The 26,139-nt window shown below is 68.5% G+C and carries 14 protein-coding genes and 2 pseudogenes; 10 read left to right on the forward strand and 6 right to left on the reverse strand.

Annotated elements, in window-relative coordinates; translation table 11 throughout:
• Nucleotides 1-1,253: 1,253 nt before the first annotated feature.
• The 3 genes from ACI8AK_RS05365 (at nt 1,254) to ACI8AK_RS05375 (ending at nt 8,350) form a co-directional block, all read left to right on the forward strand.
• A complete protein-coding gene (locus ACI8AK_RS05365) occupies nt 1,254-2,942 on the forward strand; it encodes a KAP family P-loop NTPase fold protein (RefSeq protein WP_456955386.1) in 1,689 nt (562 codons plus the stop codon).
• 1,593 nt (nt 2,943-4,535) lie between these two features.
• On the forward strand, nt 4,536-4,853 hold the full coding sequence (locus ACI8AK_RS05370; protein ID WP_456955388.1) for a hypothetical protein: 318 nt from the start codon (nt 4,536-4,538) through the stop codon (nt 4,851-4,853).
• 551 nt (nt 4,854-5,404) lie between these two features.
• The gene (locus ACI8AK_RS05375) at nt 5,405-8,350 is read left to right on the forward strand and encodes a hypothetical protein (RefSeq protein WP_456955389.1); all 2,946 of its coding nucleotides are present in this window, start codon (nt 5,405-5,407) and stop codon (nt 8,348-8,350) included.
• Between the two features lie 112 nt (nt 8,351-8,462).
• Here ACI8AK_RS05375 and ACI8AK_RS05380 read toward each other — a convergent pair.
• The 6 genes and pseudogenes from ACI8AK_RS05380 to ACI8AK_RS05405 form a co-directional block, all read right to left on the reverse strand.
• Nucleotides 8,463-9,110 (reverse strand): annotated as a pseudogene (locus tag ACI8AK_RS05380) (ISL3 family transposase); the annotation flags it as partial.
• Nucleotides 9,005-9,784: a transposase family protein gene (locus tag ACI8AK_RS05385; RefSeq protein ID WP_456955391.1), complete on the reverse strand. Its 780-nt coding sequence runs from the start codon at nt 9,782-9,784 to the stop codon at nt 9,005-9,007. The gene ACI8AK_RS05385 and the pseudogene ACI8AK_RS05380, both read right to left, overlap by 106 nt.
• A gap of 726 nt (nt 9,785-10,510) precedes the next feature.
• Nucleotides 10,511-11,344, reverse strand: a complete 834-nt coding sequence (locus tag ACI8AK_RS05390; protein ID WP_456955460.1) for a cyanobactin maturation protease PatG family protein — start codon at nt 11,342-11,344, stop codon at nt 10,511-10,513.
• Nucleotides 11,331-12,917 carry a hypothetical protein gene (locus tag ACI8AK_RS05395; RefSeq protein ID WP_456955461.1) on the reverse strand — a complete coding sequence of 529 codons (1,587 nt, stop codon included), beginning with the start codon at nt 12,915-12,917 and terminating at the stop codon, nt 11,331-11,333. Before ACI8AK_RS05395 ends, ACI8AK_RS05390 begins: the two co-directional genes overlap by 14 nt.
• A 234-nt stretch (nt 12,918-13,151) precedes the next feature.
• Nucleotides 13,152-13,901: pseudogene (locus ACI8AK_RS05400) on the reverse strand (S8 family serine peptidase); the annotation flags it as partial.
• Nucleotides 13,898-15,016 carry a hypothetical protein gene (locus ACI8AK_RS05405; RefSeq protein ID WP_456955393.1) on the reverse strand — a complete coding sequence of 373 codons (1,119 nt, stop codon included), beginning with the start codon at nt 15,014-15,016 and terminating at the stop codon, nt 13,898-13,900. The gene ACI8AK_RS05405 and the pseudogene ACI8AK_RS05400, both read right to left, overlap by 4 nt.
• A 1,061-nt stretch (nt 15,017-16,077) precedes the next feature.
• On the opposite strand from ACI8AK_RS05405, the gene ACI8AK_RS05410 reads away from it, so the two are divergent.
• From ACI8AK_RS05410 to ACI8AK_RS05440, 7 genes are all read left to right on the forward strand, one after another.
• Entirely contained in the window at nt 16,078-16,569 is a 492-nt protein-coding gene (locus ACI8AK_RS05410) for a zinc-binding dehydrogenase (RefSeq protein ID WP_456955395.1), read from the forward strand.
• A gap of 652 nt (nt 16,570-17,221) precedes the next feature.
• Nucleotides 17,222-19,537, forward strand: coding sequence for a penicillin acylase family protein (locus ACI8AK_RS05415; protein WP_456955397.1), 2,316 nt, complete (start codon nt 17,222-17,224; stop codon nt 19,535-19,537).
• A 41-nt stretch (nt 19,538-19,578) separates the two neighbouring features.
• Nucleotides 19,579-20,502: a polysaccharide deacetylase family protein gene (locus ACI8AK_RS05420; RefSeq protein ID WP_387985202.1), complete on the forward strand. Its 924-nt coding sequence runs from the start codon at nt 19,579-19,581 to the stop codon at nt 20,500-20,502.
• A 193-nt stretch (nt 20,503-20,695) separates the two neighbouring features.
• Nucleotides 20,696-22,273: a GAF domain-containing sensor histidine kinase gene (locus ACI8AK_RS05425; RefSeq protein ID WP_387985199.1), complete on the forward strand. Its 1,578-nt coding sequence runs from the start codon at nt 20,696-20,698 to the stop codon at nt 22,271-22,273.
• A 4-nt stretch (nt 22,274-22,277) separates the two neighbouring features.
• Nucleotides 22,278-22,910 carry a response regulator transcription factor gene (locus tag ACI8AK_RS05430; protein ID WP_387985196.1) on the forward strand — a complete coding sequence of 211 codons (633 nt, stop codon included), beginning with the start codon at nt 22,278-22,280 and terminating at the stop codon, nt 22,908-22,910.
• A 1,162-nt stretch (nt 22,911-24,072) separates the two neighbouring features.
• The gene (locus tag ACI8AK_RS05435) at nt 24,073-25,335 is read left to right on the forward strand and encodes a DUF4032 domain-containing protein (protein WP_456955399.1); all 1,263 of its coding nucleotides are present in this window, start codon (nt 24,073-24,075) and stop codon (nt 25,333-25,335) included.
• A gap of 457 nt (nt 25,336-25,792) precedes the next feature.
• Nucleotides 25,793-26,131 (forward strand): ATP-binding protein, encoded by a 339-nt coding sequence (locus ACI8AK_RS05440; protein ID WP_456955401.1) that lies wholly within the window; start codon nt 25,793-25,795, stop codon nt 26,129-26,131.
• The last annotated feature ends 8 nt before the right edge of the window (nt 26,132-26,139 follow it).

The following is a 26,139-nucleotide window of genomic DNA, read 5'->3' on the forward strand; positions in this document are numbered from 1 at the left end:
TGAGGAGGAACTCATGGCAGCCGACAACGTCGACGCCCGCCGACGCCCGCACCACATCCGTCTTCCCGGGTTCGTGGGCGAGGAGGTGGGTCTCGGAGACGTGATCAAACGAACTACGAACTCGTTGGGCATCCGTCCTTGCACGCCCTGCAGGGAGCGCGCGACCTGGCTCAACCAGAGGGTCGTGCTGTCACCCTGGCGCGGGCACTGAGGAGGCGAGCGTCATGACGTCGCGGCTTCCGGGATTCTCCGCAGCCGGCTCCCTGGACGCATCACGGCGGCGCTATCGGGAGGTCTGGTCTTTTGGTCAGCAACCGCCCTCTGGCGTTCGTCTCGCGCAGGACAGCTGTCAGCAGTGCTGGCAGCCGTGCATCGACGGCTGCCGGCAGTCCGGCGAACTCGCGCGGAACTGCGTGGCACTCTGTCGTGCTGAGTGTGGCTGCCAACCGCGCGATCCCGGTCCGATCGGGTGCACACCTCGCGACAACTCCGTCAACAACTCGCTCTGCATCGGGGCGATCCAGGTCTGGGAGGCAGCATGCGGAGCCGACTGCAGGGCGCTTCTAGGCGGCATCCCAGGCGTGGGAGCAGCGCTGGCCGCAGCTTGCGTGGCGGGGTGTTCGTCCGTCGCGGCGCAGAGCCGGAGTAGCTGTCCGCCCGCGGTGCTCTGCGTGTGACCCCACGTCGACGAAGATTGGCGTCAGCGGACTGCCGTCGATGCGTCTTCGTAGTGGTTGTCGACCAGCAGCAGCTTCGGCACCACGATGACGGCGGGGCCGTCCTGCTGTCCCCGTGAACCGCGGCATTGTGCGCCGCGACCCGCGGCTCGAGCATCTCCCACAGGTTCAGCGCCGACGCCAGGCCGCTGTTCTCGGCTGCCCCGCCGTCCAGGTCTGCCGTGCGGATCGGCTCCTCGTCGCCGTCCTCGTCGGGATCGGCGCACAGGTAGAGCTCGCCGGACGGGGACACGTACGGAAATCGGGCCGACAGCAGCGCGGCGGTCGAGGCCCGGACGTCCCCGCCCCCCGTCGAGTCCGCGGTGCACTCCTGGCTCCACCTTCGTGGCAGCTGCTCCCGAGCGGTGCCGTCTGCAGTGAGGAAGTCGAAAGAAGGGCAGTCGTTGGTATCCGTTCGGACGTGACGCGGTAGTGACGCGGCCGTGACGAGGACTTGCTAGATTCTCCGCCCTCAACCTTCCGGTGACCGGCGGCCGGGCCGGCACCGCGGCGCTGCAGGGGTGAGCAGGCATGTCGGTGACCGCCGCAGAACCGTTCCAGGGCCACATCGTCCCAGATATCCCAGCCGAGGATCCGGCTTTTCGTTTCGGTTCCATCGCCGCGGCGCTGGCGGGCATCGTGCAATCCGGCGAGCCGCGGTTCGCGGTGGGCATCTTCGGCGGCTGGGGCTCTGGGAAGAGCACGCTGATGAATGAGATCGAACGGCTCGTCCGGCTCAATCAGCCCCGTGCCGGGGTGGTCCAATTCAACGCGTGGCGCTACGAGCGGGAGGTGCACCTGATCGTCCCACTCCTTGACACCATCCGGGCAAGCCTGGCGGAGTGGGCGAACAGGCAGGCCGCCGGAAGCCCCGATGCGGAGCGCGTGCGGAGCATCGCTCAGCGCATCGGCCGTGTCGTTCGTGCCCTCGCGCGGGCCACGTCCCTGCAGATCGGCGTGCCGGGCGGCGTAGCCCTCACCGTTGAACCGGGCAAGGCGTTGGACGAGCTGAACCCGGTTCCTGACGACACTATGATGAATGCTCAGTCGCTCTACTTCGCCGCCTTCCAGGAGCTCAGCCAAGCCTTTGGGGAGGTCCAACGGGCTGGCCTGTCTCGGATCATCGTGTTCGTCGACGACCTGGACAGATGCTTCCCGGAGCGGGCGCTGACCGTGCTGGAGTCCATGAAGCTGTTCTTCGACATGCCCGGCTTCGTCTTCGTGGTCGGCCTTGACGAACGTGTCGTCGAAGCTGCGGTCCGGAGCAAGTTCGCCCAGCAGTCGGTGGTCGCGGAAGAAGACGCGGAAGAAAATAAAGTCCAGCAGCAGATCGAGCGGGACTACCTGAAAAAGATGTTCCAGGTGCCCTACACCTTGCCGGCGATCGCGCCCGGTCAGCTCGACGAACTGCTCCGATGGCTGGACGATCACGGGGGCCTCAGCGACGTCCAGCGAGAAGACCTGAGCCAGCGGGTTCGGGGGTTCCTGGCGTACGTCGCCACCGAGGGCCAGATCAACCCGCGTGAGGTCAAGCGGTACATCAACGCATACACGCTGCATCGCATGATCAGTCCCGACCTCGACGCGGACACGATGCTCGCGGTGCAGACGCTGGACTTTCGCCGGGACTGGGAGGCTCTGTACGAGAGCGTCGTGCTGGTCGAACCAGATCTCTTCATCGAGGCGCTTGTGCGATACCGGAAGGGCGACGACCATGCCTTCGAGGACCTATGGCCCGACGTCGGGGTCCTGTCCTTGGAGCTCTCCACGTTCCTGCGTTCGGCGCAGTGCGCGTCACTGGCGGCGACACGCGATCTCGCGCGGTACGTCTCCCTGGTCGAAACCACCCGCAGCAGCCAGAGCTGGGTCACGCAGGCGATGCAAGAGTGCGGGCAGTTGCGCCGCCTCACCCGCGAGGTCCGACCGCCGATGCGGATGGGGAGCACGGAGGCGCGGGACCGCGCCGTTCACCTCAAGGATGTCCTCGGCCGCCTCCGGTCGTACGTGAGCGCGGCGCAGGCAGTCGGCCTCGTGGGTTCCGTGGAGAAGCTGATCCGGCTGTGTGACGAGCTTGCCGACTCCCCGGAGTCCGACGGGTCGGCCGCACCAGACGTCGATCCCGCACCGGACGTCGGTCGTTGGCAACAGCGCATGCTCGGAGAGATTGATCGACTGCAACAAGCGCTGCGGTTCATCAGGCGCTCGTCAGCCTTCGGGACCGGGTAGGTGCAGGATCCCTGCGTTGCTTGTCCGCCGACAGCGGTCGCTGTCTACCGTTGGGGCGGCGTCTGCACGCCTTTGATCGTTGCCCATGCCCTAGCAAGCCCAGCCTTGGAACTCGCCCACCGGATCGGCCCACAGTTCGGTGTCCGCGGCCAGCTCCCGGATCATCCGCTTGAGCAGCGGCAGCGCCGCCCGTAGGACTGGCGCAGGGGACTGCCCGGTTCAGTTGACTCGTCCTGAAGTCGAGAACGGGTTCAACCTCCGACAGAAGTGGCCGACTGCGGCTAGGTCGTTGTCCTCCGGGTGACATGAACTCGCGCCGAGCAAGACGGGCCGGACGGCGCTCAAACGGTTGGCGGCGTCTTCCGGGTAGTCCCTGTCTAGGTCACGGCGGGTCATCGTGTCGTTGACAGCCGGCCCGGAGTCGACTCGGCCTCATCTCTGGGCTGGGCACCTCATACCTCTAGCTGGTCGAGCACGCGCCGCTACCGGATCGCTCGGGAGGCGGTGGCATATGCCAGGGAGGCGGCGCTGACGCCAGGCGTCGGCTCACACCCGTGAGCGGCAGGAGCGCGGCGAACGTCAGGTCGGGGCGAAGGGGTCCCAGCCGCGGGTCCCCGACTCGATCGCCGAGGTGCAAGGCGCGCACGGGTACCGGCATGGTGTACCGCTGGAGCCGCACCGGCGGGGCGGGACAACTTCGCGTCACCGCTGGGTGAACGTACTGAGCTGCCGGCGTAGGTGCGGTAGGCCGTTCACAGACCCAAATTCCCGTTTGGGTGACCGCACGGATCGAGTAGGGAATTTATCCGTCTCGGCCACCATCATGTCCACGCGCGTCACCTGTAGTGCTCGTAACACGAGGAGGGCCATGAGTGGCTCCCCGAAGGAGTTCGAGGGGTCTGGCGGCGACCCTGTCGTGGGCCGCTGCCCGCGGTGCGGCAGCAGTCCGGTCGTTCGCGCACGCCCCTTGGTGTGCGGCAATTTCATCCCACCGAAGTGTTCGGTCTGCGGAGCCTTCGAGTGGTTCGTGCGTCCTTCGTTATGGCTCCTGCTGGCTCTCAACAGACGCCGCCGGTGAGGTCGTTGCCGGTGTCGGCACGCCTCATGAAGGGAGGCGATTGAGATCCCTCAAGCGCCTGGCGCGGCGGTCGGCAATCGCGATCGTTTCCTCGAGCGCCTCGAGGTCCTCCGTGGCCAGCAGGACGGGGAGGGCTTGCTTTGCACGGTCACGTATATGCGCTCGTGCTGCCCGCTGACGCGGAGCACATGACCTGCACCGCGGGTGGCGGGCCAGCCTCCACCTAGCGGGTGGGAGCCAGGCGGAGCAGGTGCGCGTCGACGACGCGACCAGCTTACGACCACCAAGCCGCCCTCGACGCCCGGCGATGACCGACACCGGCCGATGACGCAAATGCTGGCTGACCTGCACGTTCGTCGCCGACCACCTGCTGCCGACGACCTCAAGGTCAACTCGACGGGTTCACCGTCCACCTCGGGGACGGGCCGGGCCAGGGGAGGGGTGACGACCTCCCGCGCGGGGTGCAACGCCTGGTGGCCCACGTATGCCTGTCCGGTCGTCCCCCGCGGGCCACCGTGGTCGGACACCTGTGGCCCGACGTCTCGGAGGCGCACGCCCACGGCAGCCTCCGCACGGCGCTGTGGCGCCTGCAGGGGGTGGCTCTCGGGCTGGTGCACTCGCCTGGCGACGTCCTCTCACTCGCCGAGGGCGTCCGGGTCGACGTGCGGGAGCTGGGGGAGTGGGCTCGGCGGGTCCGGGACCCGGCCTGCCGCCTGGCCGACGTCGCCGTCGCCGACGTCGGACTGCGCGGCGAGCTGCTGCCCGGCTGGTCTGAGGACCGGGTTCTTCTAAGCGGAAACGGCCGGCCGCAGCCGGGCGGTACGGCGATGTGAAACAGGCCGTCTATGCGGCCATACGCGCCGGGCCGTTGTGGGAGAGCGCTCACCGTGCGGGGATCCGCGTGCCCCTGGCCGGGGCACGAGCAACTCCGGTTGTCCTCACCCGCGGCATGGGTCCGGAGCCGCGCGAGCAGATGACACGGCGCGGCAGTGGTTCGTCGGCAGTGGTTCGTCGGCAGTGGTTCATCGGTGCGGATTGGACCTGGAAGCTCGGGGTGAGCTCACTCACCCGGTGTGCATCGGCCGCGGCGGCTTGCGCCTTCAATCAAGCGCTGGGCGTCAGCGTTACGACATCGTCGCTCTCGGTGGCGGCGTGAACGACTGGCCGCCGTTGGCGTGGTTGACGTGACCGTGACGCTGGCGTGACGGTGCTGCTCCTATTGTCCGCTCGATTCCTGCGGATCGGGTCCGCAGGCATTCGCTCCGACAGTTGCCCATGAAGCGGGAGGCCAGGGTCCGTCCGCGCCCGAGGGTAGTCCAGCAAATGCCAGTCCTCTGAAGACTTCGACTCACTCGACTAATCGCGCAACAACCTGGAGCCGACGATGGCCTACAGTCGGGAAGTCATCCGCGATCGTCTTTACCTTGACAATCGGCTGAATGTGTTCCTCCGGATGCTGCGCGATCGGGGAGTCATCCCGGCGCGGGGGAGCGTCCTCTTGGCAGCCCGCGAGGTCACAGTGGCGCCCGGTGTTTTCGAGCTAGATGACTGCGACCTAGTCATCGTCGCCGACACGTTTGACGGCGCCGCCGGTGTGCTCAAGGTGACGCGGCCTGGGGTGCCTCCCGGTCAGCCCGGTGTGGCCGGGGCGAGCATCACGATCGCCTGCCAACGAATCGTCGGGCTAAACGTTGAACTGCCCGGTGGCGCCGGTGGGACCGGCTTGCGTGGTGCCCAGGGGGATCCGGGCACGAGCCGTCGGGGCACCGGCGGACCCGGGGGGAAGGGCGGCAAGGGCGGCACCGGGCTACCGGGCGGCGTGGGCGGCAGCGTTGTCGTCGACTGCGTCGTCGATGCGGTGCCAGGCGGCTTCGGCGGGAGTACTCAGGTGCGGCTCCCGGGCGGTCCGGGCGGTCCCGGCGGGCCGGGGGGGCCTGGTGGCCCTGGAGGCGAGGGCCGGGACTGGTGTAAGCCGAATGGGACGTTTTGTGTCGACGGCCAGGACGGCGACCCGGGGCCGGTGGGCGATGGTGGGGACGTCGGTCCGGTCGGCACCGTCGGTCAGGCGGCGATTTCGCAAGTGACGGAGGAGCAGTTCTGGCACCGTGCCCGCACTCTGGCCCCCAACTGGGCCGGCTACCGGTACGTCGTCGGCGAGTACCACTACCGCTCCGACGGAGCCGCACCAGTCGGGGGTGTGGAACCAGTGGTCGCTGCGCTGCGCGAGATGGAGAGCGTTTTGCGGTTGGAGCCAGCGCATGACGCGGCATCTACCTACCGAAGGCAGATTCTGCAGGGCCAGAACATATTTGGGTATCCGCGCAATTTCGATGCACTGGCCGCGTTCGAGGACTTCGAGAATGTCTACACCGACTACAGCCCGCTCGTCGACTCGATGTTCGCTGCGGCGACGCGCATGTTCGACCTGACCATCACGCTGGATCAAAAGCGACAGGACCTCGTCCGCGAAGTCGCGAACCTGACCGGTTTGGTCCAAGCACTGGAGGCCGATGCAGCCGCCGCCGAGGTTGAGCGCGGCAGCTACGAGCAGGAGAGCCGCCGAGCGGAGGCCCGACTCGGGCGGCTTCGGCGAGAGATCACCGCAAAGGAAGAGGAGATGCGCAATGCCCAGGTCGATGTCCTTGGCGTCGTCATCGGAAGCGTCGCCCTCGTGGCAAGCGTCATCGCCGCTATTCCCACCGGCGGGGCCAGCATTGTGGGCGCGGCATCTTCAATCGCCCTGATCGCGGGGCAAATCAAGGAGTTGCCGACAATTGTGGCCGAACTCAGCAAGCCGGAGGCCCAGCGGACTGAGCTCAAGAAGTTGGAAGAGGCGGCGCGAGGCCTCAAGGATCACGTTACGAAGGCCAGGGACGCGATCATGACCGTGATTAGCTTCACCAAGATGCTAAACGAGCTCATGACCGCCAGGGTGGACGACGTCGGATACAAGAGGCTGCTCGAGGACGCACTGCAGACCGCCCAGCAGAAGCTTTTGGCCGAGCTCCGCCTGACCCAGGCGGGACTGGCCGTGAAGTCGGCGGGAATCCGCCTAGACACCGCCAAGGCTGGCCGGACAACGGCGGAGGCCCAGGCAGCTGCCCTCACCGACGATCAGGCAGTGCTAGCCGCCGCAGCGCTCGGGTTCGTTCGCAACGCCCAGGGTTTTATGGACAGGTTGACCAGGTACGCGTTCTTCGCCGCCCGTGCATTGGAGATCTACACGCTGCGTGACTTCCCGGTGCGCTATGACCATGGCCATCTGCACCCAGACGTTGAGAGTGACCATCGAGACGGTTTGGTCTCTACGGCCTCACTAGTCGCCCAGTACGAACAGTCCTGGCGGCGGCACGTGAACCTATTTGACTACCGAATCGCCTACGACGATTACCGGCGGCAAACGGGCTGGGTCACCGACTGGCACCGGATCTCGATCACCGATCCCGTCCGGCTCGCCGACTTCCGGCAGACGCTGGAGTTGCGGCACAGCGTCCAGCTCGACGATCTGCCGGCCCGTGACGAGGACAAGCTTCTTGACGTGCTGGTCGCGCTGATCGGCGCCCGATCGGACAGCGGGGTTGTGTCCGTAGTTGTGGAGCACGGGGGGCGGTACGTACAGCGGACTAGGGACGGCGTCAGTCGGGTGACGATATTGCCGTCTCGATCGGCGGTGACACTTGCTCGGACGGTGCCTCTGCAAAGTGCCAGTGGACCGCTCGGTGAGGGTGCCGGGGACGTCGAGTCTTGGGGGCGTGGTATTGCCACGAACTGGCGCCTCTCGATAGAACAGGAAGAGGTGGACCGTCAACGCGTCGATCTCGCGCCGCTCACAGAGGTGCAAATCTGGCTGCGATATCAGGCGTTGAAGAGGCACAACGTGGTAACACCCGGTCTCCGCGCCCTGCAAAACGGCGCACTGCTCCGCGACGTGGAGTCCGGTCAACTGTTCGTCCATTTGTTCGGCGCGAAGGTCCCGCTCCCCGAGGAATCGGAAGCAATACTGGCCAGGCACGGGGCGGACTCACCGGCCCCAAACTCGGACCTCGGAGCGCCGCGGTGGGTGCTGGACACGTTCGCGTCCATCCCGAGGGACGGGACCCTGGTCACCGCCCCCGACTCGGAAGATGTATTCGTAGTGTCAAACAGTGGTCGGCTCACAATCGAACCGGCACGGCTCGCGCCGGACGGCGTGCGGCCTGACATCGCCGTGCTCACGGCCTTGACTATGGACGCGATGCCGTTCCTCGGATCGGAAGCCGATAGGGCCGACGAAAATGAGGTGGAACCGGATGAAGCGGAACCAGGGCCCGCCGGCGGCGACATCGGGTGATGCCGGTGGCCAGCGATGCTCTGCGGAGTTTGCGACCACCGGTCATGACAGGCTCCAAGAGTATGCCTTGGGAGACGCCCTGAGGCCTCCAGAGGACTGGCGATCCGGCTCTTTATAGTTCGGCGTGATGCCGGCACTGGGATCGGTGTTCATGCCGCGCTTTGGGCGGCACTGGCCAGGATACGAGTGTGATACAGGGCGGCATTCCGGTAGCCGCGGCCGGTGCTTTTGATTTGCTTGATCGAGGTGTTCGCCGCCTCGGTGCGGCGTTGGTGACGCCGGTGACGATGAGCACCTCGATGGCCGGCCACCAGTCGGTGACGGTGGTCCAGAGCCGGTCGGCCTCGGGTAGGTCGGCGGCCAGCACGTAGGTGCCCAGCAGCATCTCGTGCTCGTGCGCCTGGGGCAGGGTCGAGCTGGCCAACAGCCGGCGCAGCTGTTCCTTGATGCCCCAGGTGGCACCGACCTCGCCGGTCGGATCGTCGGTGCGCAGGGTGGTCTGGAGCCGGCCCAGCCCCGCCGGGCTAAGCGTGTTGCCGGCGCGCAGCAGCAGCCGCCGGTTGGTCCAGGCCGGATCGACGCGGCGGCCGCGGCGGCCCTTGGTCTCGCGGGTGACCCGCTGGCGCACCCGGGTGAGCATGTCGTTGCCCAGCCTCACCAGGTGGAAGGCGTCCACGCTGACCGCGGCCCGCGGGAGCTGCTCGCGCAGCGCCCGGCGGAACGCCGCCGACGGGTTGATCGCCACCACCTCCACCGCGGCGCGCCAGGCGTCGTTGCGCGGCCAGCCAGGCGCTCACGCCGGCGGAGTCCCGCCCGTCGACCACGCCGAGCACGCGACCGGTGTCGGCGTCGACCAGCGTGGTCATCCACGGGCTCGTAGTGGCGCCAGCCCCCGGCAGGGTCCCGAAAGAAGCGCACCGAGTGGTAGCGGTGCTCATCGACGCCCAGCCTCCGCACCAAGACGGTGTCCGGGTCGGTGAGCGCGTCGGCGGCGGCGTTGACCGTGCGCTGCACCGTCCACCGGGACAGCCCGTCCGCGCCGGCGACCTTGGCGACCACCCACCCGGCCGACACCACCGCCTCCAGCACCGCCCGACGAAGCCGGGGCGTCACCCATGCTCGGCGGGGCACCTCGTCACTGGCCTCGACGAACGTCCGCCGATCGCACAGCTGCTCCACGCAGGCGAGGCGGCGGCGGACCAGCACCATCTCCACCGGCCCGGCGATCGGCACCTCGGCCAGCCGCTGCCTTCGCCGTTGGTGAACTCGAGCCGAGGGAACCCCGCAGGAGGGGCACGGCGCCTCGTCCGCGGTTCCCGTGGCGATCCCTTGACGCAGCTGGCCGAGGCGGTCGACCACGTCCACGACGCGGTATCCGGGCAGGTCGAACAGAGCGTTCGCCGCCTCACGCGGCGAGCCCGTAGCCTCGATCACGGCTCGTGGTGCTTCTGGATACGTGCCTCAGCAACACCCATCTCATCGCGGGACCACGAGCCCCTTTATGCGCGGCCGATCACGTCCAAGTGCGAAGAGCCGGCAATCCGGCGGCGCGCAGCGAGTCGTCCACGCACCTCCCACATGAGAACAACCTCTGTCGTCAAGTCGACGAGGACGCCGACGCAGCTTCTAGCGTTGGCCCACGATCAGTCCAACGCCGCCCAGAGGCCTACGTGCATTTGTCGCAGAAGGGGAAACCCTGCGTGCTGCTGCACGCGCAGGTACAGATATCTGGACAGCAGATCGATTGGCCGTTGGGGCAGGAGCATTGATGCTGGCCAGAGGGACATGGGTTCTTAGACAGCAGGGTTACGCCGTGAGCGGGTGGCAGGCCCACCGATGGGGCGCTGACCAGACTAGTGGCCGCGGCCAGATTTGGAAGTTGCATGACGCCACTCCTCTCGGAGTATTCAAGGGTCACATTGGTTGATTCGTCGGACTGAATCAATGTCGCGGCGGCCGGCCAGTAAATACGACGTATCGATTCAGTGCCGCTGCGCGCTGCTCACACGGCGCGCAGGGCTGGATGCCGACTCTTGCCGTCAACCGTTTGAGCGCGTCGCCGAGCCCCACCTCTTGACTGAGCTGAAATGGAACCCCGACCGTCACAGCCGCCTTGTTCTGCTTTGGTAGCAGCAACTCCCTACTCCTTTCGTCGACTCGCTAACGAAGCCACCAGGATCGCATTGGCCCGATTGTTGCAGGTACCACGTCCGCGACGTCGACCGTGAATCGGTACTGCCTCCGAACCATAGCCTCGGGTCGCCTCGGAAAAAAGAATGCGAGCTTAACGTCCCAGGGGTTCGCGTCGGGCGGAGAAATTGCCGCCGGCTCCACCTCAATCGTCTCGAGTTCCATTTCCTCGCCGATCGCCTGCTCATAGACGTGCTCAACTTCGAATGCGTTAGTGGCGGCGTAGTTGATCGCCCGCTCATGCGGCGATCGACCGACGTTCCGCAGTTCGTAATAGACGCGCTCGAGGAAGCTTTCCACCCCGGCCTGCACCTGGCCCCTGTAACCTTCGCCGGCCTCGCCTGGGGTCGCCTCGACGACGCGTTCTACGAGTGCCTCAGTCGTCCAACTGTACATACCGCGCAGTTCTGGGACGACGACGGGCAATTCCTGCCCGGAGCGGTGCCGCGCAACGTCGGTGATGACACCCGGAACTGATACCCGCTCCACCCCCTCGACGAGCTGTTCCCGCAGAAAGCGCCGCAGTAGCGCATAGGTATCGCTCGCGAAGGGACCAGCCGGTTCCAGGAGGTAGATCGGCACACCTTCAAGCACCAGCGTCCACTGCACCGCCGTTGCGTCTTGCGGGTGCTCATCTAGGTGGTCAAGCAGGCTCGCAGGCCGGTCCGGGTCTGCGTCGCTCGGCATCCGCTGTTGGAACGAGGCGCGCCTGCTTCGGGAGGGAAAGTCATAGCCGATCTGCCCGAGCGCGTACACGAGCCGATCGGGCGCCGGGGGTGTCAGTGTCCCTTCATGGCCGTTCATGTGCTTCACCTCGGGAACGAACGCTCGGGCTCACTTGCAGGTCAGCTGGGTCCATTGCCGTGCACACGGTCCGTATTTCGACGAATGGGCTCGTACGATGGTGGCCAAGTGCCATTCGGTGAAAGATGGAGGGGCTAGCAAAACGTCCGGTTCGTCCGCCAACGTCGGTGGTCCGGCGCCTCAGGTCTTCCAGGTCTGGGCGCAGTGCCTCCCCGAGCCATGCTGCGGCGTCGTCGGGTCGTGGGAGGCCGCAGCGCAAGAGCTTAAGGAACTCGTGCTTCGCGGCGAGAACGAATGCACCGACAGCGGCGTCCCGGTCCACTGCGGGGGTGGCTGTTCGAGCCGTCCAGTGCAGCTCACGGTGGACGGCTTCTAGCCACGCTGTGGCGAATGCGCCCCGCCGCACGGCTTCGGCGGCCAGGATCTTGCCGGCGATCGGTGTGACTGCCTCGATGTACGCCTGAGGGGGGACGCCAATCCGATGGGCGACCGGCTGGGCCAATAAGAGAAGCTCGGCGACCGTCACGGCTCCGCCCGCACGTTCGAAGGGCACATAGGTGCCGATGAAGTTGCGTAGCAAATCAACGACGTTCTCCAGCGGCCACGCCAGACCCGCGTTGATCGCAAGGGGTCGGCGCCCGTTGTACCCATCAAGTCGGTCCTCAGCCTGAGCGGCACGGTGAGCGAGGTGTTCACGCAGAGTAAGCGGGCGGATGAGGTGCGGTGCCAAACCAGCGAGCTTCCACAGCGGTGTGAATGCTGTCTCCTGAGCGGTCGCGAACTGCTTGCCATGAACTATCGCGTAGCGCTCTTTGAACTCCCCCCAAAGTTCGGGACCGTCCTCTCCGAAGCACTCAACGAACGCTGCAGCGTTGTGAGGCAGATTAAGAAGGACGTTGACTACTATCATCTTGTTCACGCTGCAATTGGTGTACCACGCGGGATCTTCCAGGTACTCGGCTTGACGGATAACGTCGCGGTAATACTGCAGCACGGTCGTTAGGTCAACCATTGGGCAGTCCACGATGTTGTCCGGGTCGTCGGGCACACGAGCACCTGCGGTGATGATTTCATCCACAATGTGAGCGTTGCGATTCAGTACCGCCTGCGGCACCCCCTCCAACGATACGACTTGGACGTTGGCGGGATGCTTGTCCGCGCTTAGGCCCATGTGGAGCGCGCTTCCCGCCTGCTGGGCGTTCTGTCGGCCAAGCGCGTGTGTCGTACGTCCCGCACCGAGGTAGGCCCCGACATGGCGATGGGCAAGTTGGACCTTCGACGACCACGGCAGCGTCGCGATTTCGACCGCATGGTCCTCCGGGTGAATGTAGCTCAGGATGGCGAAGATGGGCTCGTCATCGCTTAGCGAAAGCTCGCAGCGGAGTACGGCGTCCAGCATGTCGGCGCCACCCACGGAGATGCCAGTGGGCAGTACAAGGTCCCCTTCGTCGCGGACCGGAATTAACCTCATGCCGAGCCGGTTAAGGCCAATGCGATAGCGAAAGTCCTCGACGCGATAAGACAACGTCTGAGGCACGTGAACGGTGACGGTGCCGAAGTCCTCGCTTCTCACGCCAGCGAACTTGCGCTCCAGTGCGTTGGAGTTGACGGCATACTCCCAGCCGTCCAGCGCACTAAGCAGCCAATTTGCCCGAGGGTTGCGTGGCGACTCTGCTAATGGCGGGATGGCCCGCCGCCGGCGGAGCTCCCAAACGGATCCGAGCGGGTTCAGAGTAGGGCCTGAGGTGATGAGCGATTCACGCACAAGTGGGGGTTCTGGCGACCGGCCGTCCTTAACTTGCAGGCTGAGGAGGAGCGCTGCCAAGCCAGAGGTTATGGCTGCCGCGTAGCTCGTTCCGCTCGCGAGGACTACGCCACCATGCGGTAGGGCGCCGGGAATTGCCTCTCCGGGCGCGAGTATGCACCCTCCATCGACGCTGTCGGAGCGGGGCGCAAGGGCATCTGGCGCACCCGCAACCCCCACAGCCAGCACACCGGCTAATGACCCAGGGACTCGCGGGTGGACGCACCCCACCTCCCCTGCAGCGGCAACTACTAAAGTTCCGACCGCGGTAGCCGCACGAATTGCCCGCTCCAGGGCTGGAGTCACCGACGCTTCTGACGTGAACTCTCCAGCACTGATATTGATTACGTGTGCTCGATGCGCGACCGCGGTCATTATGGCTGCTGCCAAGTGTTCCTGCGAGGTCGTCGGCTCATGCGTGCTGCCATCGTCGGTGAAAACTGGGATCACGAGGCCGCGGCATTGTGGCGCGAGACCACGTACAGGCCCATCATGTTGGCCGAAGATGACACTGGCCACATGCGTGCCATGCCTTGATGCAGGGCCGTCGGTAGGAATCACGTCCGACAACTGCGTGATGTCCGCGCCCCGCAGGCTATTGTGCGTCAGATCTACAGGGCCATCGATGAGCGCCACAACAACCCGTGGGTCCCCAAGCGTTTCAGCCCAAATTGGCTCAAGGGCCTCTTGCAGCCGGAGAATTTCTTGCCGCCGGCCTGCGGCCCGTGACTCAAGGACGGCCGACTCGCTCACCGCAGGTCTCCGTACCCGGGAGGAGCGGCGGACTGGGGTCGATATTCGCGTGAGCAGCAGTAGGGTCGCTCCACCGGCGGCGGCCAGCGCCGGGCGAGGGCCGGCAGCGTGACCTTCTGGTGGGTCACGGGCACCGGGGATGCGGCCGTGAGGATCTCAATCGCCAGCTCGTTCAAGACGAACTGGATGGGACAGGCGAAGCCGAACCGGCCGTCCTTGTTGTCGGCGAAGTTGAGACCCACGACCTTCCGGTCCTCGTCCACGACGACGGAGCCAGAGTCCCCGTCGAGGATGTAGCACTTCGACGGTGTCCGCACTAAGACGGTGGGGAAGTCCGTGGCCACTCGGTTGACGCTGCCGTTGTGGTTCTTCATCTCGGTCGGGTCGGCGATCCAGCCGACCACGGTGCCGAATGTGCAACGGGTGGTCCTGCCGCGCTTCTGGACGGGGATGTGGTCGGACCCGACCTGCTCGGGTGTGATCGGCCGGGTGCCCGCCACCGCACCGATCTCCTTGATCTGCGTCGCGGGCGTGATGCCCGCGTCCACGGTGGCGATGGCGGCGTCCACGTGCGGCGTCTTCTTGAAGCGCAGTACCTTTCCCACCGGGTCCGAGCAGCGGGCGGAGCAGACCGAGCACATGATGGGCTGGCCGACCGTGTCGCCGACGTGGTCGTCCTCGTCGGCGAGCACGTGGGCGTTGGAGGACATCACGACCTGGTTGGTGTCCGTCGTCCTGGCCAGGCAGCCCAGCGTCCCGGTGGCGATGTCGGTCCACCCGTGCCGCGGTTCGACTTGGATGCCGCCCTCTAGGGGCCGGGACTTGGCGGTGTCCTCCTCGCGACAGTCCTTGGTGTCCGGCTCCGCGACGACGTACAGGTCCCCGACCTCGATGACGTCGGTGGGCACCCCCGCCATCTCGGCCGGGATGACCTCCTCGGGGTTGCGCTCCGACAGGGGCCGTTTGGTGGCGACGAGGATCTGGAGCGAGACCTGCGGGGTCGGCTCACCCGCCACCAGCTTTGCGCCGAGTCCCACCGTCCGCACACCCGGGATCCGCCTGAGTTCGCGACGCGCGTCCTGAGTACGGGCGACGAGTTCGTCCGGCTCACTCACCGTGGTTTCCCCGCACGAGCCGTCCGCCCGGCGCCGATGAGCGGTACGGGCGCCGCAGTGCGCGACGGGAACTGCAGATCGCCGATGTCCGCTCCGGTCATGTGCGTGGCAACCCTTCTCACCCCTGGTCGGAGCCGGGTGCAGGTGTGCCGGACCAGGACCGTTCCACGCGCGGGAGGGGCTCTCCCTTTTTCGCGTCGGCGGGTCTCGAGAGCAGCAATGTGTGCTCCGGCAACGTGCGAGACGGAGCGTAGGGAGCTGCCGTCACCACGACGTCACGGCTGCGTCACGGCGCAGCACCGATCGTCGCGGGCGGGGGAGCCGCGCCGGCAGCACGGGAATCGGTTGATCAGACGGACACCGGCCGCCCGGGACGGCACACCAGATCAGCGAGCCGTGGGTGCCCGGTCCGGGCTGCGCCACTCACGCGCTTGGCTGTTGCTGCGCTGCATCCCGGTCCCGCTGCGCCGCCTCGCGTCCTCGGTATGCAAGCAGCGCACGTGTCGATGACGCGACCAACTTACGACCAACAAACCACCCTCGACGCCCGCCGATGACCAATGCCGGCCGATGACGCGAACGTCGCCGACCTGCACGTTCGATACTGACCAACGGTCGTCGACGACACCAAGATCAACTCGCAGGGTTATTGGTTCGAGTCCAATCGGGGGAGCAAAGCTCCAGCTCAACGGCCCGTGGTGATCTGGGGAGATCCGCGGCGCCCCACTAAGCCCCAATCTTTCCCGTCTGCGCCGTGTCGTCGCGGTCCGGATGCCCGTGGGGAGCCCTGGCCGTGCCGGCGTGCCACAGCCCCCTCGTGGCGTTGTGCCTGGGGCAGTCGCCCAACGGTAGGCGCGGCACGCTGGGTCGGCTTCATCACAGTGACGGCGGATTCGCGCAGTTCACGGTCGCTCCCGCTCGCGAGGCGTATGCCGTGCGGAGCGACTGGAGCGACGAGGAACTCGCGGCTGTGCCCTGCGCCTACTCCACGGCGGAGAACATGCTGCACCGGGCCGCGGTGGAGGCGGAACGGGTGCTCGTGACCGGCGCCTCCCAGGGGCGTGGGACTCGCCGCGGAGCAGCTCGCCAAGCGCCGGGGCGCGACGGTCACCGCGGTGTGTTCGGCCGCGAAGGCCGCCGACGTGCTGGCTCAGGGTGCCGATCGGATCGTCGATCGCGGCGAGGACCTGGTCCGCACCCTCGGCAGGGCGAGCGTCGACGTGGTGATGGATCTCGTCGGCGGGGCCCAGTTCCCGCAGTGGCTCGACCTCCTGCGGCCCGGCGGTCGCTACGCCATCGCGGGGGCCATCGGGGGGCCGATCGCGGAGATCGACCTGCGCACGCTGTACCTCAAGGACCTCTCGCTGCTCGGCTGCACGTTCCAGGAGGACGAGGTCTTCGGGAACCCGATCGAGTACGTCGAACGCGCCGAGGTCCGACCGGTCGTCTCGCGCACGTACCCCCTGGCGGAGATCGCCCTCGCGCAGGAGGCGTTCCTGACGAAGGGGCACATCGGAAAGCTGGTGCTCGTCCCACCCGGCCTCGCTGCTTGAGGGAACACCCTGTGACAGCCGCTGCGGGGCAGGTGGTCGGCGAGGCGAGCTGCTCGCGCAGTGCGGCGCCCCGGCTGGTGGAGGCCTCGCCAACATCCGCAGCCGGTCGAGCAGCGCCCGCGCTCGCCGGCATCGAGATCAGCCACTGGCTGAGCCGGCGTCGCGATGCGTCCCGGGTGACGAGTGCGGCCCCGCGCCTGGGACTGCACAGCCAGAGTGCTTCACGGCCGTCGTCGAGGGACCAGCAATGCCACCCCCGAGTCCAGCATCTCCGCACATTCGGTACCCGTTCCCGCCCACCGACGCCGTGGCGGCTGCTTCCCACCGGCGATGTCGGCCCCGCTCCTCGTGGCGGAGGACCGCACGCGGTCGACCCCCCGGCTCGTCCTGCTCCCCAGGGCGCTCCGGTCAGGAACGGGCCACCGCCGCCTGCGTCCACTAGCCGCCTGGCTAGTCCCGGTTCGCCGTTCGAACGAGGGAATGCTGCCCGCGCGGCTCCACCGGTTCCGGCTTCAGTGCACCTGGGCGATCGCCGCGACGGCAGTCGGCCAGCGGCGCGCGGCACGCCAGGACCTCGGCGACCGAACCTCTACGAGGGAGTTGAGCGATCATTTCTCTTCGGGATCACGACCTCGACAAGCGCACCTTCGTCGTGCCGGGCCTGACGGAGCCGGCGCAGATCATCGTCGACAGGTGGGGCGTTCCCCACGTGTACGCGGCCACGACCTACGACGCGTTCAGGGCGCAGGGCTTCAACGCAGCGCGTGATCGGCTCTGGCAGATCGACTTCTGGCGGCGTCGGGGCCTGGGGCGGTTGTCGGAGGTGTTCGGCGCGGAGCACGTCGAGCGCGACCGGGCCGCGCGCCTGTTCCTGTTCCGCGGGGACGCCCACGCCGACTGGTTGTCCTACGGGTCGGACACCAAGCGCGCCAGCACCGCTTTCGTGGAGGGCATCAACGCCTTCGTCCAGCTCACGCGCGAGGACCCGGAGCTGTTGCCCGTCGAGTTCCGGGAGCTCGGCTACACCCCGTCGTTCTGGGACCCCGCGGACGTCACCCGGATCCGCAGCCACGGGTTGTTCTACAACCTCCGCGAGGAGGTGGCGCGGGCTCTGACGATCCGCGATCACGGGGTCGCCGTCGAGGAGCTGCGGCGACGGCGGGAGCCGCACCGGGAGCTCGTCGTCCCGGAGGGGCTCGACCTGGCCAGGATCCCTGACGACGTCCTGGCGGTGTACGACCTGGCCACCACGCCACCGGTGTTCACCGCGCGCCAGCCCGGCGAGGCGCAGGGCTCCGTCCTGCCCGAGGGCAGCAACAACTGGGTCCTCTCCGGTGACCGGACCGCCACCGGGCGCCCGCTGCTCGCCAACGACCCGCACCGGGCTGCGGCCGCGCTCCCCGGCCTGCGCTACCTGGCTCACCTGAGCGCTCCCGGCTTCGACGTCATCGGCGGTGGTGAACCGGGTCTGCCGGGCATCAGCATCGGCCACAACGGCCAGATCGCCTTCGGGTTGACGATCTTCGCGATCGACCAGGAGGACCTGTACGTCTACGACCTCAACCCCGACGACCCGCTGGAGTACCGGTACCAGGGCCGGTGGGAACCGATGCGGGTCGAGCGGGACACGATCGAGGTGGCCGGCGGCGGGCAGGTCGAGGTGGAGCTCGCCTTCACCCGGCACGGCCCCGTCATCCGCAGCGACCCCTCCACGAACACCGCGTTCGCCGTGCGGGCCGCCTGGCTCGAGCCCGGCATGGCCCCCTACCTCGGCAGCATGGACTACATGCGGGCGCGCAACTGGGACGAGTTCCTGGGCGCGATGAACCGGTGGGGCGCGCCCCCGGAGAACCAGGTCTACGCCGACACCCGCGGCAACATCGGCTGGAAGACCGGCGGCCTCACCCCCATCCGGCCCAACTGGGACGGCACGCTCCCGGTGCCCGGCGACGGCAGGTACGAGTGGGCCGGCTTCTACGACATGGACGAACTGCCCGGTGCGCTCAACCCCGAGCAGGGGTGGCTGGCCACGGCGAACGAGATGAACCTGCCGGAGGACTTCCCCCCGGATCGGCACATCACCTACGACTGGTACGCCCCGTACCGCCGGCACCGCATCGACGACGTCCTCGGCGGCCTGACCGCGGCCACCGTCCAGGACATGGTGGACCTGCAGGGGGACTACGTCAGCATCCCGGCGCAGCGGATCCTGGCCGCCGTCCGCGGGCTGGACCTCCCGGACCGCGACCAGATCGACGGGCTCGACCTCCTCCTCGACTGGGACGGTGACCTGCGCCCCGACTCACCTGCCGCAGCCCTGTTCGAGGTCTGGTACCGACGGCACCTGCGGCCGGCCCTGCTCGCCCGGGCAGTCGCCGAGGTCACCGCCCGCGACGACAACGCCGACGTCCTCGCCGCCATCGCCAACAAGGAGGACCTGCTCGCCGACGCCCGGATCGACATCGAGCTCCTGGAGTCCCCGGGGCACCGGCTCGGGCCCGACCCGGCCGGCTTCCTGGCCGCCGCCGTGCCGCAGACGTTGGCGACGGCGCTCGCCGACCTCGGGGAGCTGCTCGGACCGGACCGCAGCGAGTGGGCCTGGGGCCGGCTGCACGTCGCCCGGGCCACCCACCCGCTCCGGGCCCTGCTGACCGGTGTCCCGGAGGACAGGCTGTCGGTGGGACCCCTCCCGCGCGGGGGGAGCGGCGACACGGTGGGCAACACCGCCTACGGGCCGAACTTCGTCCAGACCGCCGGATCGACGTTCCGCATCGCCATCGACGTGGGGGAGTGGGACTCCTCGACGGCCATGAACGCGCCCGGACAGTCCGGGAACCACGACAGCCCGCACTACACCGACCTGTTCGAGCCGTGGGTGCGCAACGACGCCTTCCCGCTCCTGTACAGCCGCGACCGCATCGAGGAAGCAGCCGAGCAGGTCATCGACCTCCTGCCGTCGGACGACTGACGGCACCGGATCCCCTCCACAACAGAGAGAAGGTCACGCACGTGGGACACCTGCAGCTGCCCGAGGGCAAGAGGATCGCCGTCAACCTGGGCACGGACTTCGACGCCCAGGCGCTCTGGCTGGGGGCGTTCAACCGGCCGAGCCCGGCCTTCATGTCACGCGGCGAGTTCGGTGCCGAGGTCGGAGTGCCGCGGCTGCTCGAGCTGTACAAGCGCTACGACATCAAGTCGACCTGGTTCACCCCCGGCCACTCCGTGGACACGTTCCCCCAGTGGTGCCGGAAGATCCTCGAGGACGGGCACGAGTTCGGTCACCACGGCTACTACCACGAGATCCCGCCGGGCATCAGCCGTGACACCGAGCGGCGCTTGGTCGACCTCGCCTTCGACAGCTTCAAGAACCAGCTGGGCATCCGCCCCACCGGCTACCGCTCGCCCTACTGGGACTACAGCGACAACACCCTCGACATCATCGAGGAGTCCGGCTTCACCTACGACACGAGCCTCATGGCCCGCGACCTCGTGCCGTACCACCCCCAGCGGTGGCAGGTGAACTGGGAGAAGGGCAACGTCGCCGGCCGGGCGAGCGAGGTGCTGGAGATCCCGGTGAACTGGTATCTCGACGACTTCCCGCCGCTGGCCTACACCGGCACGTCGACGGGCATGCAGGACACCGACACGATCTTCCGGCGTTGGCGGGACATCTTCGACTACGCCTACCAGAACGTCGAGAACGCCGTGTACGCGACGTGCGTGCACCCCCAGATCATCGGGCAGGCGCACCACATCATGTGGTACGAGCGGCTCATCCAGCACCTCGCGGAGAAGGACGGCGTCTGGTTCGCCACGATGGACGAGATCGCCCGGTGCTGGGTGCCCGACGACGAGGACCGCCGCAAGATGGCGCTGCCCGACGTCCGCGGAGTGGAGCCGGCGCCCGCCGACTCCAGCTTCGCGCGGCAGTAGCGTGACGCTCCCCCCGAGCCGCCCCTAGGCTCGGGGGGAGCCGATCGCCCCGGCCACAGGAGGGCCGTCCCCTGGCACACCCGACACCCGTGCCGCTGGAGCCCGGTCGCTCCCCGGCCGAGCGCGGCAGGCCCCCGGCGTGATCCCGGAGGCAGCGCAGGTCTACTGGGCCGACGGAGGTGGTTCCCGGGCGGTGTTCGACTCGCTCCGGGAGATCCTCGTCGAGTTGCGCGAGGCGGTCCTCAGCGAGCGGGCCATCGCCCTCTACCAGCCGACCGGCACCGGGGGGAGTGACTTCTTCGTCCTCTCCGACAGTTGCTCCACAGGTCTCGAGCCGGCGATCGCGAACGAGCCGCTGCGCCTGAACCAGTCGCTGGACACGCTGGCGCCGGTGAGCGTGTCCGGAGTGGCGGCCCGGTCCAGGCTGCGCCCCTTCGGCCTCCACCTGGCGTCGGCCCTGGCCATGCCGTGGCGCGACCCCTTCGGTCGCGGAGTGGTCCTCGTCGGCATCGAGGTCGACGGTGGAGAGTGTCAGTCACTCCAGCGGCTCAGGGGGGTCGCCGACCTGCCCCGGCTCACGCGAACGCTGGGGGAGTCGCGCCTGAGCGGCACCCTGCACATCCAGCGTCAGCTCAGCTCTGCCCTCCGGTCGGTGCTGGCTGCCGACACCAGCGGTGCGGGGCCCATGGGGCGACTGCGCTCCCTGGTCGACACCGCACGGGTGCTCCTCCGCTCGGACGCCGCCTACCTGGCGCTGCCCGAGCAGGAGCCGAGCGGCACGCACTACTACTTCGCGTCGTTCTCCAAGGTCTACACCCCGGACTTCCGACACCTGCGGATGGAGTTCGGCCAGGGCCTGGGGGGTCTGGCCCGCAGGACGGGCAGGGTCGTCACCTCCATCGACTACGCACGTGACGAGCGACTGCTCGAGGCGCCAGTGAGCGAGACCCTCGACGAGGGGATCCTCTCCGCCGTCGCGGCCCCGTTGACCCGGAGCGGGAGCGAGGTCCACGGCGTCCTGTACGTGGGCAACCGGACCCCACGGCCGTACAGCGAGACCGACGAGCGTCTGCTCAGCGAGTACGCCGAGTACGTGTCCTTGCTCATGAACACCTCGGAGTTCAAGGAGTCCGCGCAGAGCGCTCGACTGGGCCGACTACGCGAGGACTTCGCGCACGCCATCCACGACTCGGTGGTGCGTCGTCTGGTCGAGATCGGGTTCACCGCCGAGCAGGCCGCGGCATCCGCCGAGGACGGGGCGGCCGCGGCGTCGGTCGAGGCCATCCGCCAGTCGGCTGCCGACGCACTGCAGACCCTGCGCGCCGAACTGAGCGAGCTGGTGCCGCGGGGCCCTGCGCAGATGAGCGTCAGTCAGGTCCTCGACAGCATCACCTCCGTCAGGGCTCGGCCGGGCGTCTCGCGGACCGTCCTCGTCATCGGCCCGATGACGGAGGCCCCACTGCCGTCCCACGTGGCCGAGGCAGTCGTCCAGGTCGGCGCCGAGGCCCTGACGAACTCGCTCAAGCACTCCGCTTGCACCATGCAGACCATCAGCATCGACAGCTCGGCGACCGGCGTGACGCTGCGCGTCACGGACGACGGCCGGGGGTCTCCCATCGTGAACCTGGACCCGGCCCAGCTGTCCAGCATGGGGCACCTCGGGGTGACGTCCATGCGCCGGCGCGCGGCCAGGATCGGAGCGTCCCTGACGATCGACTCGAGCGCCGACGAGGGCACCAGGGTCTGCCTCGACGTGCCCCGCACGTGGTGACGCGGTGGACGACGTGGTGCGCTTCTGCGCGATCGACGACCACGACATCATCCTGTTCGCGGTCGAGGCCATGGCGGCCAAGGAACCGGACCTCGAGTACTGCGGTGGAGCGACCGACGCCCGTCGTGCCCTGGCCCTGATCCAGGAGACGGAGCCCGACCTCGTCCTGCTCGACCTCCGACTCGGGACCCGGAACAGCTTCCCCTTGTGTGAGGAGCTGTCCGAACGGGTGCCCGGGACGGCCGTCCTCATGTTCACGGCCTTCGCCAACGAGGACCTGCTGCAGGGCGCCATCCACGCGGGCGCGGTGGGCTACCTGCTCAAGGACACGTCCACGAGCGCCCTCCCGCACGCGCTCCGGACGGCGAAGGCGGAAGGGGCCTACTTCGATCCGCGCGTGGTCAACGCCTCCCTCATCGGGTCGAGGCGAGGCAAGGACCATTCCCCGCTCACTGATCGTGAACTCGCCATCCTGCGACTCGTCGCAGACGGGGCGGACAACCACCAGATCGCCGAGGCACTGCAGTTCAGCGTGCACACGATCAAGCTGAACATCGCCCAGATGTTGAAGCGCTTCGGCGTGAGACGGCGAGCCGAGCTGGTCAAGGTCCTCATGGAGCGGCAGTTGCTGACCTGAGGGACAGCACCACAGGCGCGGCTGCCGCACTGGCCGGACGAGCTCGTCGAGCAGGGCGGAGCGGCATCCGTCCCGGCCGACAGCAGGATGCAGCCCGATCACCACGGAACCGCCGCGGTTGCCGGCTGCTGGTCGCGACGTCCGTACGGGGAAGAGGAGGAGCAGGATCCACCCGGCATCCGCCCCCGCCGGGACGGCTCACGGACACGGGTTCTCGTCGCGCTCGCCCGACCCGTCTGAACCGGATCTGTAGCGGAGCACGACCCCGTGAGTCACCTCAGACGCCGGAGCCGACTCGCCGGCGGGCCGACGGCGGCGTCAGCGCGGATCCGAGGAGCCGTTCCCCACCACCGTGTCTCGCCACGATTCCTCCTCGCGCTCCGTTGTCCGCCTTGGTTCGCTGCGGTCCCGTGTCCCCTCCGCCTGCGAAGACGCCCCTCCTTCCGCCGCGGCGGACACGTCTCGCACGTCTCGGCGTCTTGACGGCTTCGCCCCGTCCGCAGAAGCAGGGGTGGCTCACGTGTCGAGGGCCTCGAGGACGGCGGCGGCGAAGGCGTCGCGCAGGTCGGCCTGGGTGTTGGAGGGCTCGCGCCAGCCACCCAGGGGAGCGGGCAGACCGGCCGGGCGCCGCGGTCATCTTCGGCCGTATCCAGGCGGTCGGCGCGACCATGTCCGACCACCCGATCCGGGAGATCGACGCGGCGGCTCCGCCGGGATGGGGTCCACGAGTTCGAGACCAGCGTGCCCTGGTGTTCGCCGTCGGCGACGTCCGGCACGGGTCGGTGGAGCGGGTGGTCTCCGCGGTCGGGGCGGGGAGGTCGTCATCCGCAGGGTGCACGACCACCTCAGCCGTGTTCGAGGTCCCCACCCGGGACGGGTCTGCCGCCGACGGCTCGGAGGCCCGGTGTGCCGCTGAGCTCGTCCCCGACCACCTCGCTGTGGCCGCCGACCGGTGGGTGTGGACCCTGGCCGGGCTGACGACCCGGACGGACACCGGGGACACGCGGTGCCGCAGCCGACCGTGGGCGGCCGTCGGCACGCCCCCGCTCGCCCTCACGGCGCCGGCCCCGGCGGCGCGCCGGCCTGCGGCCGATCGTGCGGCATCCGAGGAGGCGCGCGCTAACCTCGCATCAGAACCGGGTCCGGGAACCGGAGGTCCGGGATGCGCTTCGTGTTCAGTCCTCCCGCCGAGGCGGCGGCCGATCTGCTCACCCTGCCCTGGGACGTCCCGCTCGCGCAGTGGACCGACGACCGGCTCGTCGAGATCCCGCAGCACGGGCGCTCCCGTCACGTCGTCCGGTTCGTGGCGGAGGCCGGACGCGTGTTCGCGCTCAAGGAGCTGCCCGAGCGACCCGCTCGCCGCGAGTACGAGGTGCTGCGCCGACTGCACGAGCTCGGCATCCCGGCGGTCGAGGTCGTCGGCGCCGTCGTCGACCGGCCCGGCGACCAGCAGGCGGTGCTCGTCACCCGCTTCCTGGACTACTCGTCGTCGTTCCTCGCGCTGTTCGCCAACCCGCGGGGCGCGCACCTGATCGACCGGGTGATGAACGCGCAGGTGGAGCTGCTGGTCCGCCTGCACCTGGCCGGGATCGTGTGGGGCGACTGCTCCCTGGCCAACACCCTGTTCCGCTTCGACGCCGGGACGCTGGCCGCCTACCTCGTGGACGCCGAGACGGGGGAGGTGCACGAGCGGCTCACCCAGAGCCAGCGGGACCACGACACGGACGTCGCCTACGCCCGGGTCGTCAGCGAACTGACGGCCCTGCGGGAGAGCGGCTCCCTGGCCGAGGACGTCGACCCGGCACTGGCGGCGGCCGACCTGGTGGCGCGGTACGAGCAGCTGTGGGCCCAGCTGACCAGCGAGGAGGTGGTGTCGCGCGAGGAGCAGCAGCTCCGCGTCGCCGGGCGGATCCGCAGGCTCCAGGACCTGGGGTTCGACGTCGGCGAGGTGGAGCTCGTCGAGGACCCGGCCGGCGGGAGCCGGCTGCGCCTCACCACCCGCGTCGCGGAGCCCGGCGACTGCCGGCGGGCGCTGTTCAGCCGGACGGGGCTGGACGTCCAGGAGAAGCAGGCCCGCCGCCTCCTCGCCGACATCGTGAGCTACCGGGCCGCGCTCGAACAGGTGGCGGGAGGCCCGGTCTCCGAGACCGCGGCCGCCATCCGCTGGCTGAACGAGAGCTACCAGCCGACGATCGCCGCCGTCCCCGCGCACCTGCGCAGCCGGCTGGACGCCGCCGAGATCTTCCACGAGGTCCTCGAGCACCGGTGGTTCCTGTCCGAGGCGGCCGGCCGGGACGTCGGGATGCAGGCCGCGGTGCGGGACTACGTCGACCGGGTGCTGCCGGCGGTGTCCGGCGACCTGGTGACGCCGCCACCTTCCCAGCGCCGACCAGGAGCTCGAGCCCCGCTCAGCGACTCCTCGTAGGGCCGGTTCCACCGTCCTCCGGACCCCCCTCGGCACCCTGGCCCCCGGCTCCGCGTCGGCCCACCCCCGCAGTGCGAGGGGCCCAGCTCCTCAGCCCGTCCGACCCGGTCACCTGACGCGCCATCTCCTGGTGCACCCCGTGACTGCAGCGACAGGGCCGAGCGTGTCGGGTCACCCCTCGCCGGTGGAGCACGCGCTCGGCCGGGCGGCCCCGACCCCCGCAGGCCTACGCTCGGATTACAGAACAGCAGCGGCCGCAAGGAGCAGGGTCCCTGTGCCCTGCCCGACCGCCGGAGCCTGGAGCGGACACGTGCCGATCGGTCCGGGGCCTCGCTCCTCCCCGAGCAGAGGGTGGCCGATGGACCAGGTGATGTGGACTCAGCGACCGCTCCCGACCGTGCCCGACGTCGCCCGTGCGGTCTGGCGACGGGAGCTGTGCACGCCCGTCGACCTCACGGTGAGCCGGAACCAGCTCCAGGCGACGGTGCGCACGGCGGGGCTGCGAGACCGCGCGCCGGTGGACGTCGACGAGCTGCTCCTGGTCTACGAGGAGCTGGCCTCCAACGGCATGCGCCACGGCCGGTCGCCGGTCGCCGTCTGCGTCGTGGCCGCCAGCGGCGGTTGGCTCGTCGACGTCACCGATGCCGCGGTCGAGAGTCCTCCGGTGCCGGCCGTCGACCGTGACCCGGTCGACGGGGGTCTGGGCCTGCACCTCGTGGCCCGGCTGTGCCGCACGCACGGCTGGACGGTCGACGACGGTCGCAAGCACGTGTGGGCGTGCGTCACCGCCGCGTGAGCCCGATC

The sequence above is a fragment of the Geodermatophilus sp. SYSU D00867 genome (assembly GCF_054050315.1).

Excerpts from the sequence above, each read along its gene's own strand:
- ACI8AK_RS05375 (WP_456955389.1), top strand. The coding sequence starts at position 5,405 with ATGGCCTACAGTCGGGAAGTCATCCGCGATCGTCTTTACCTTGACAAT.
- ACI8AK_RS05390 (WP_456955460.1), bottom strand. The coding sequence starts at position 11,344 with ATGAACGGCCATGAAGGGACACTGACACCCCCGGCGCCCGATCGGCTC.
- ACI8AK_RS05435 (WP_456955399.1), top strand. The coding sequence starts at position 24,073 with ATGCGCTTCGTGTTCAGTCCTCCCGCCGAGGCGGCGGCCGATCTGCTC.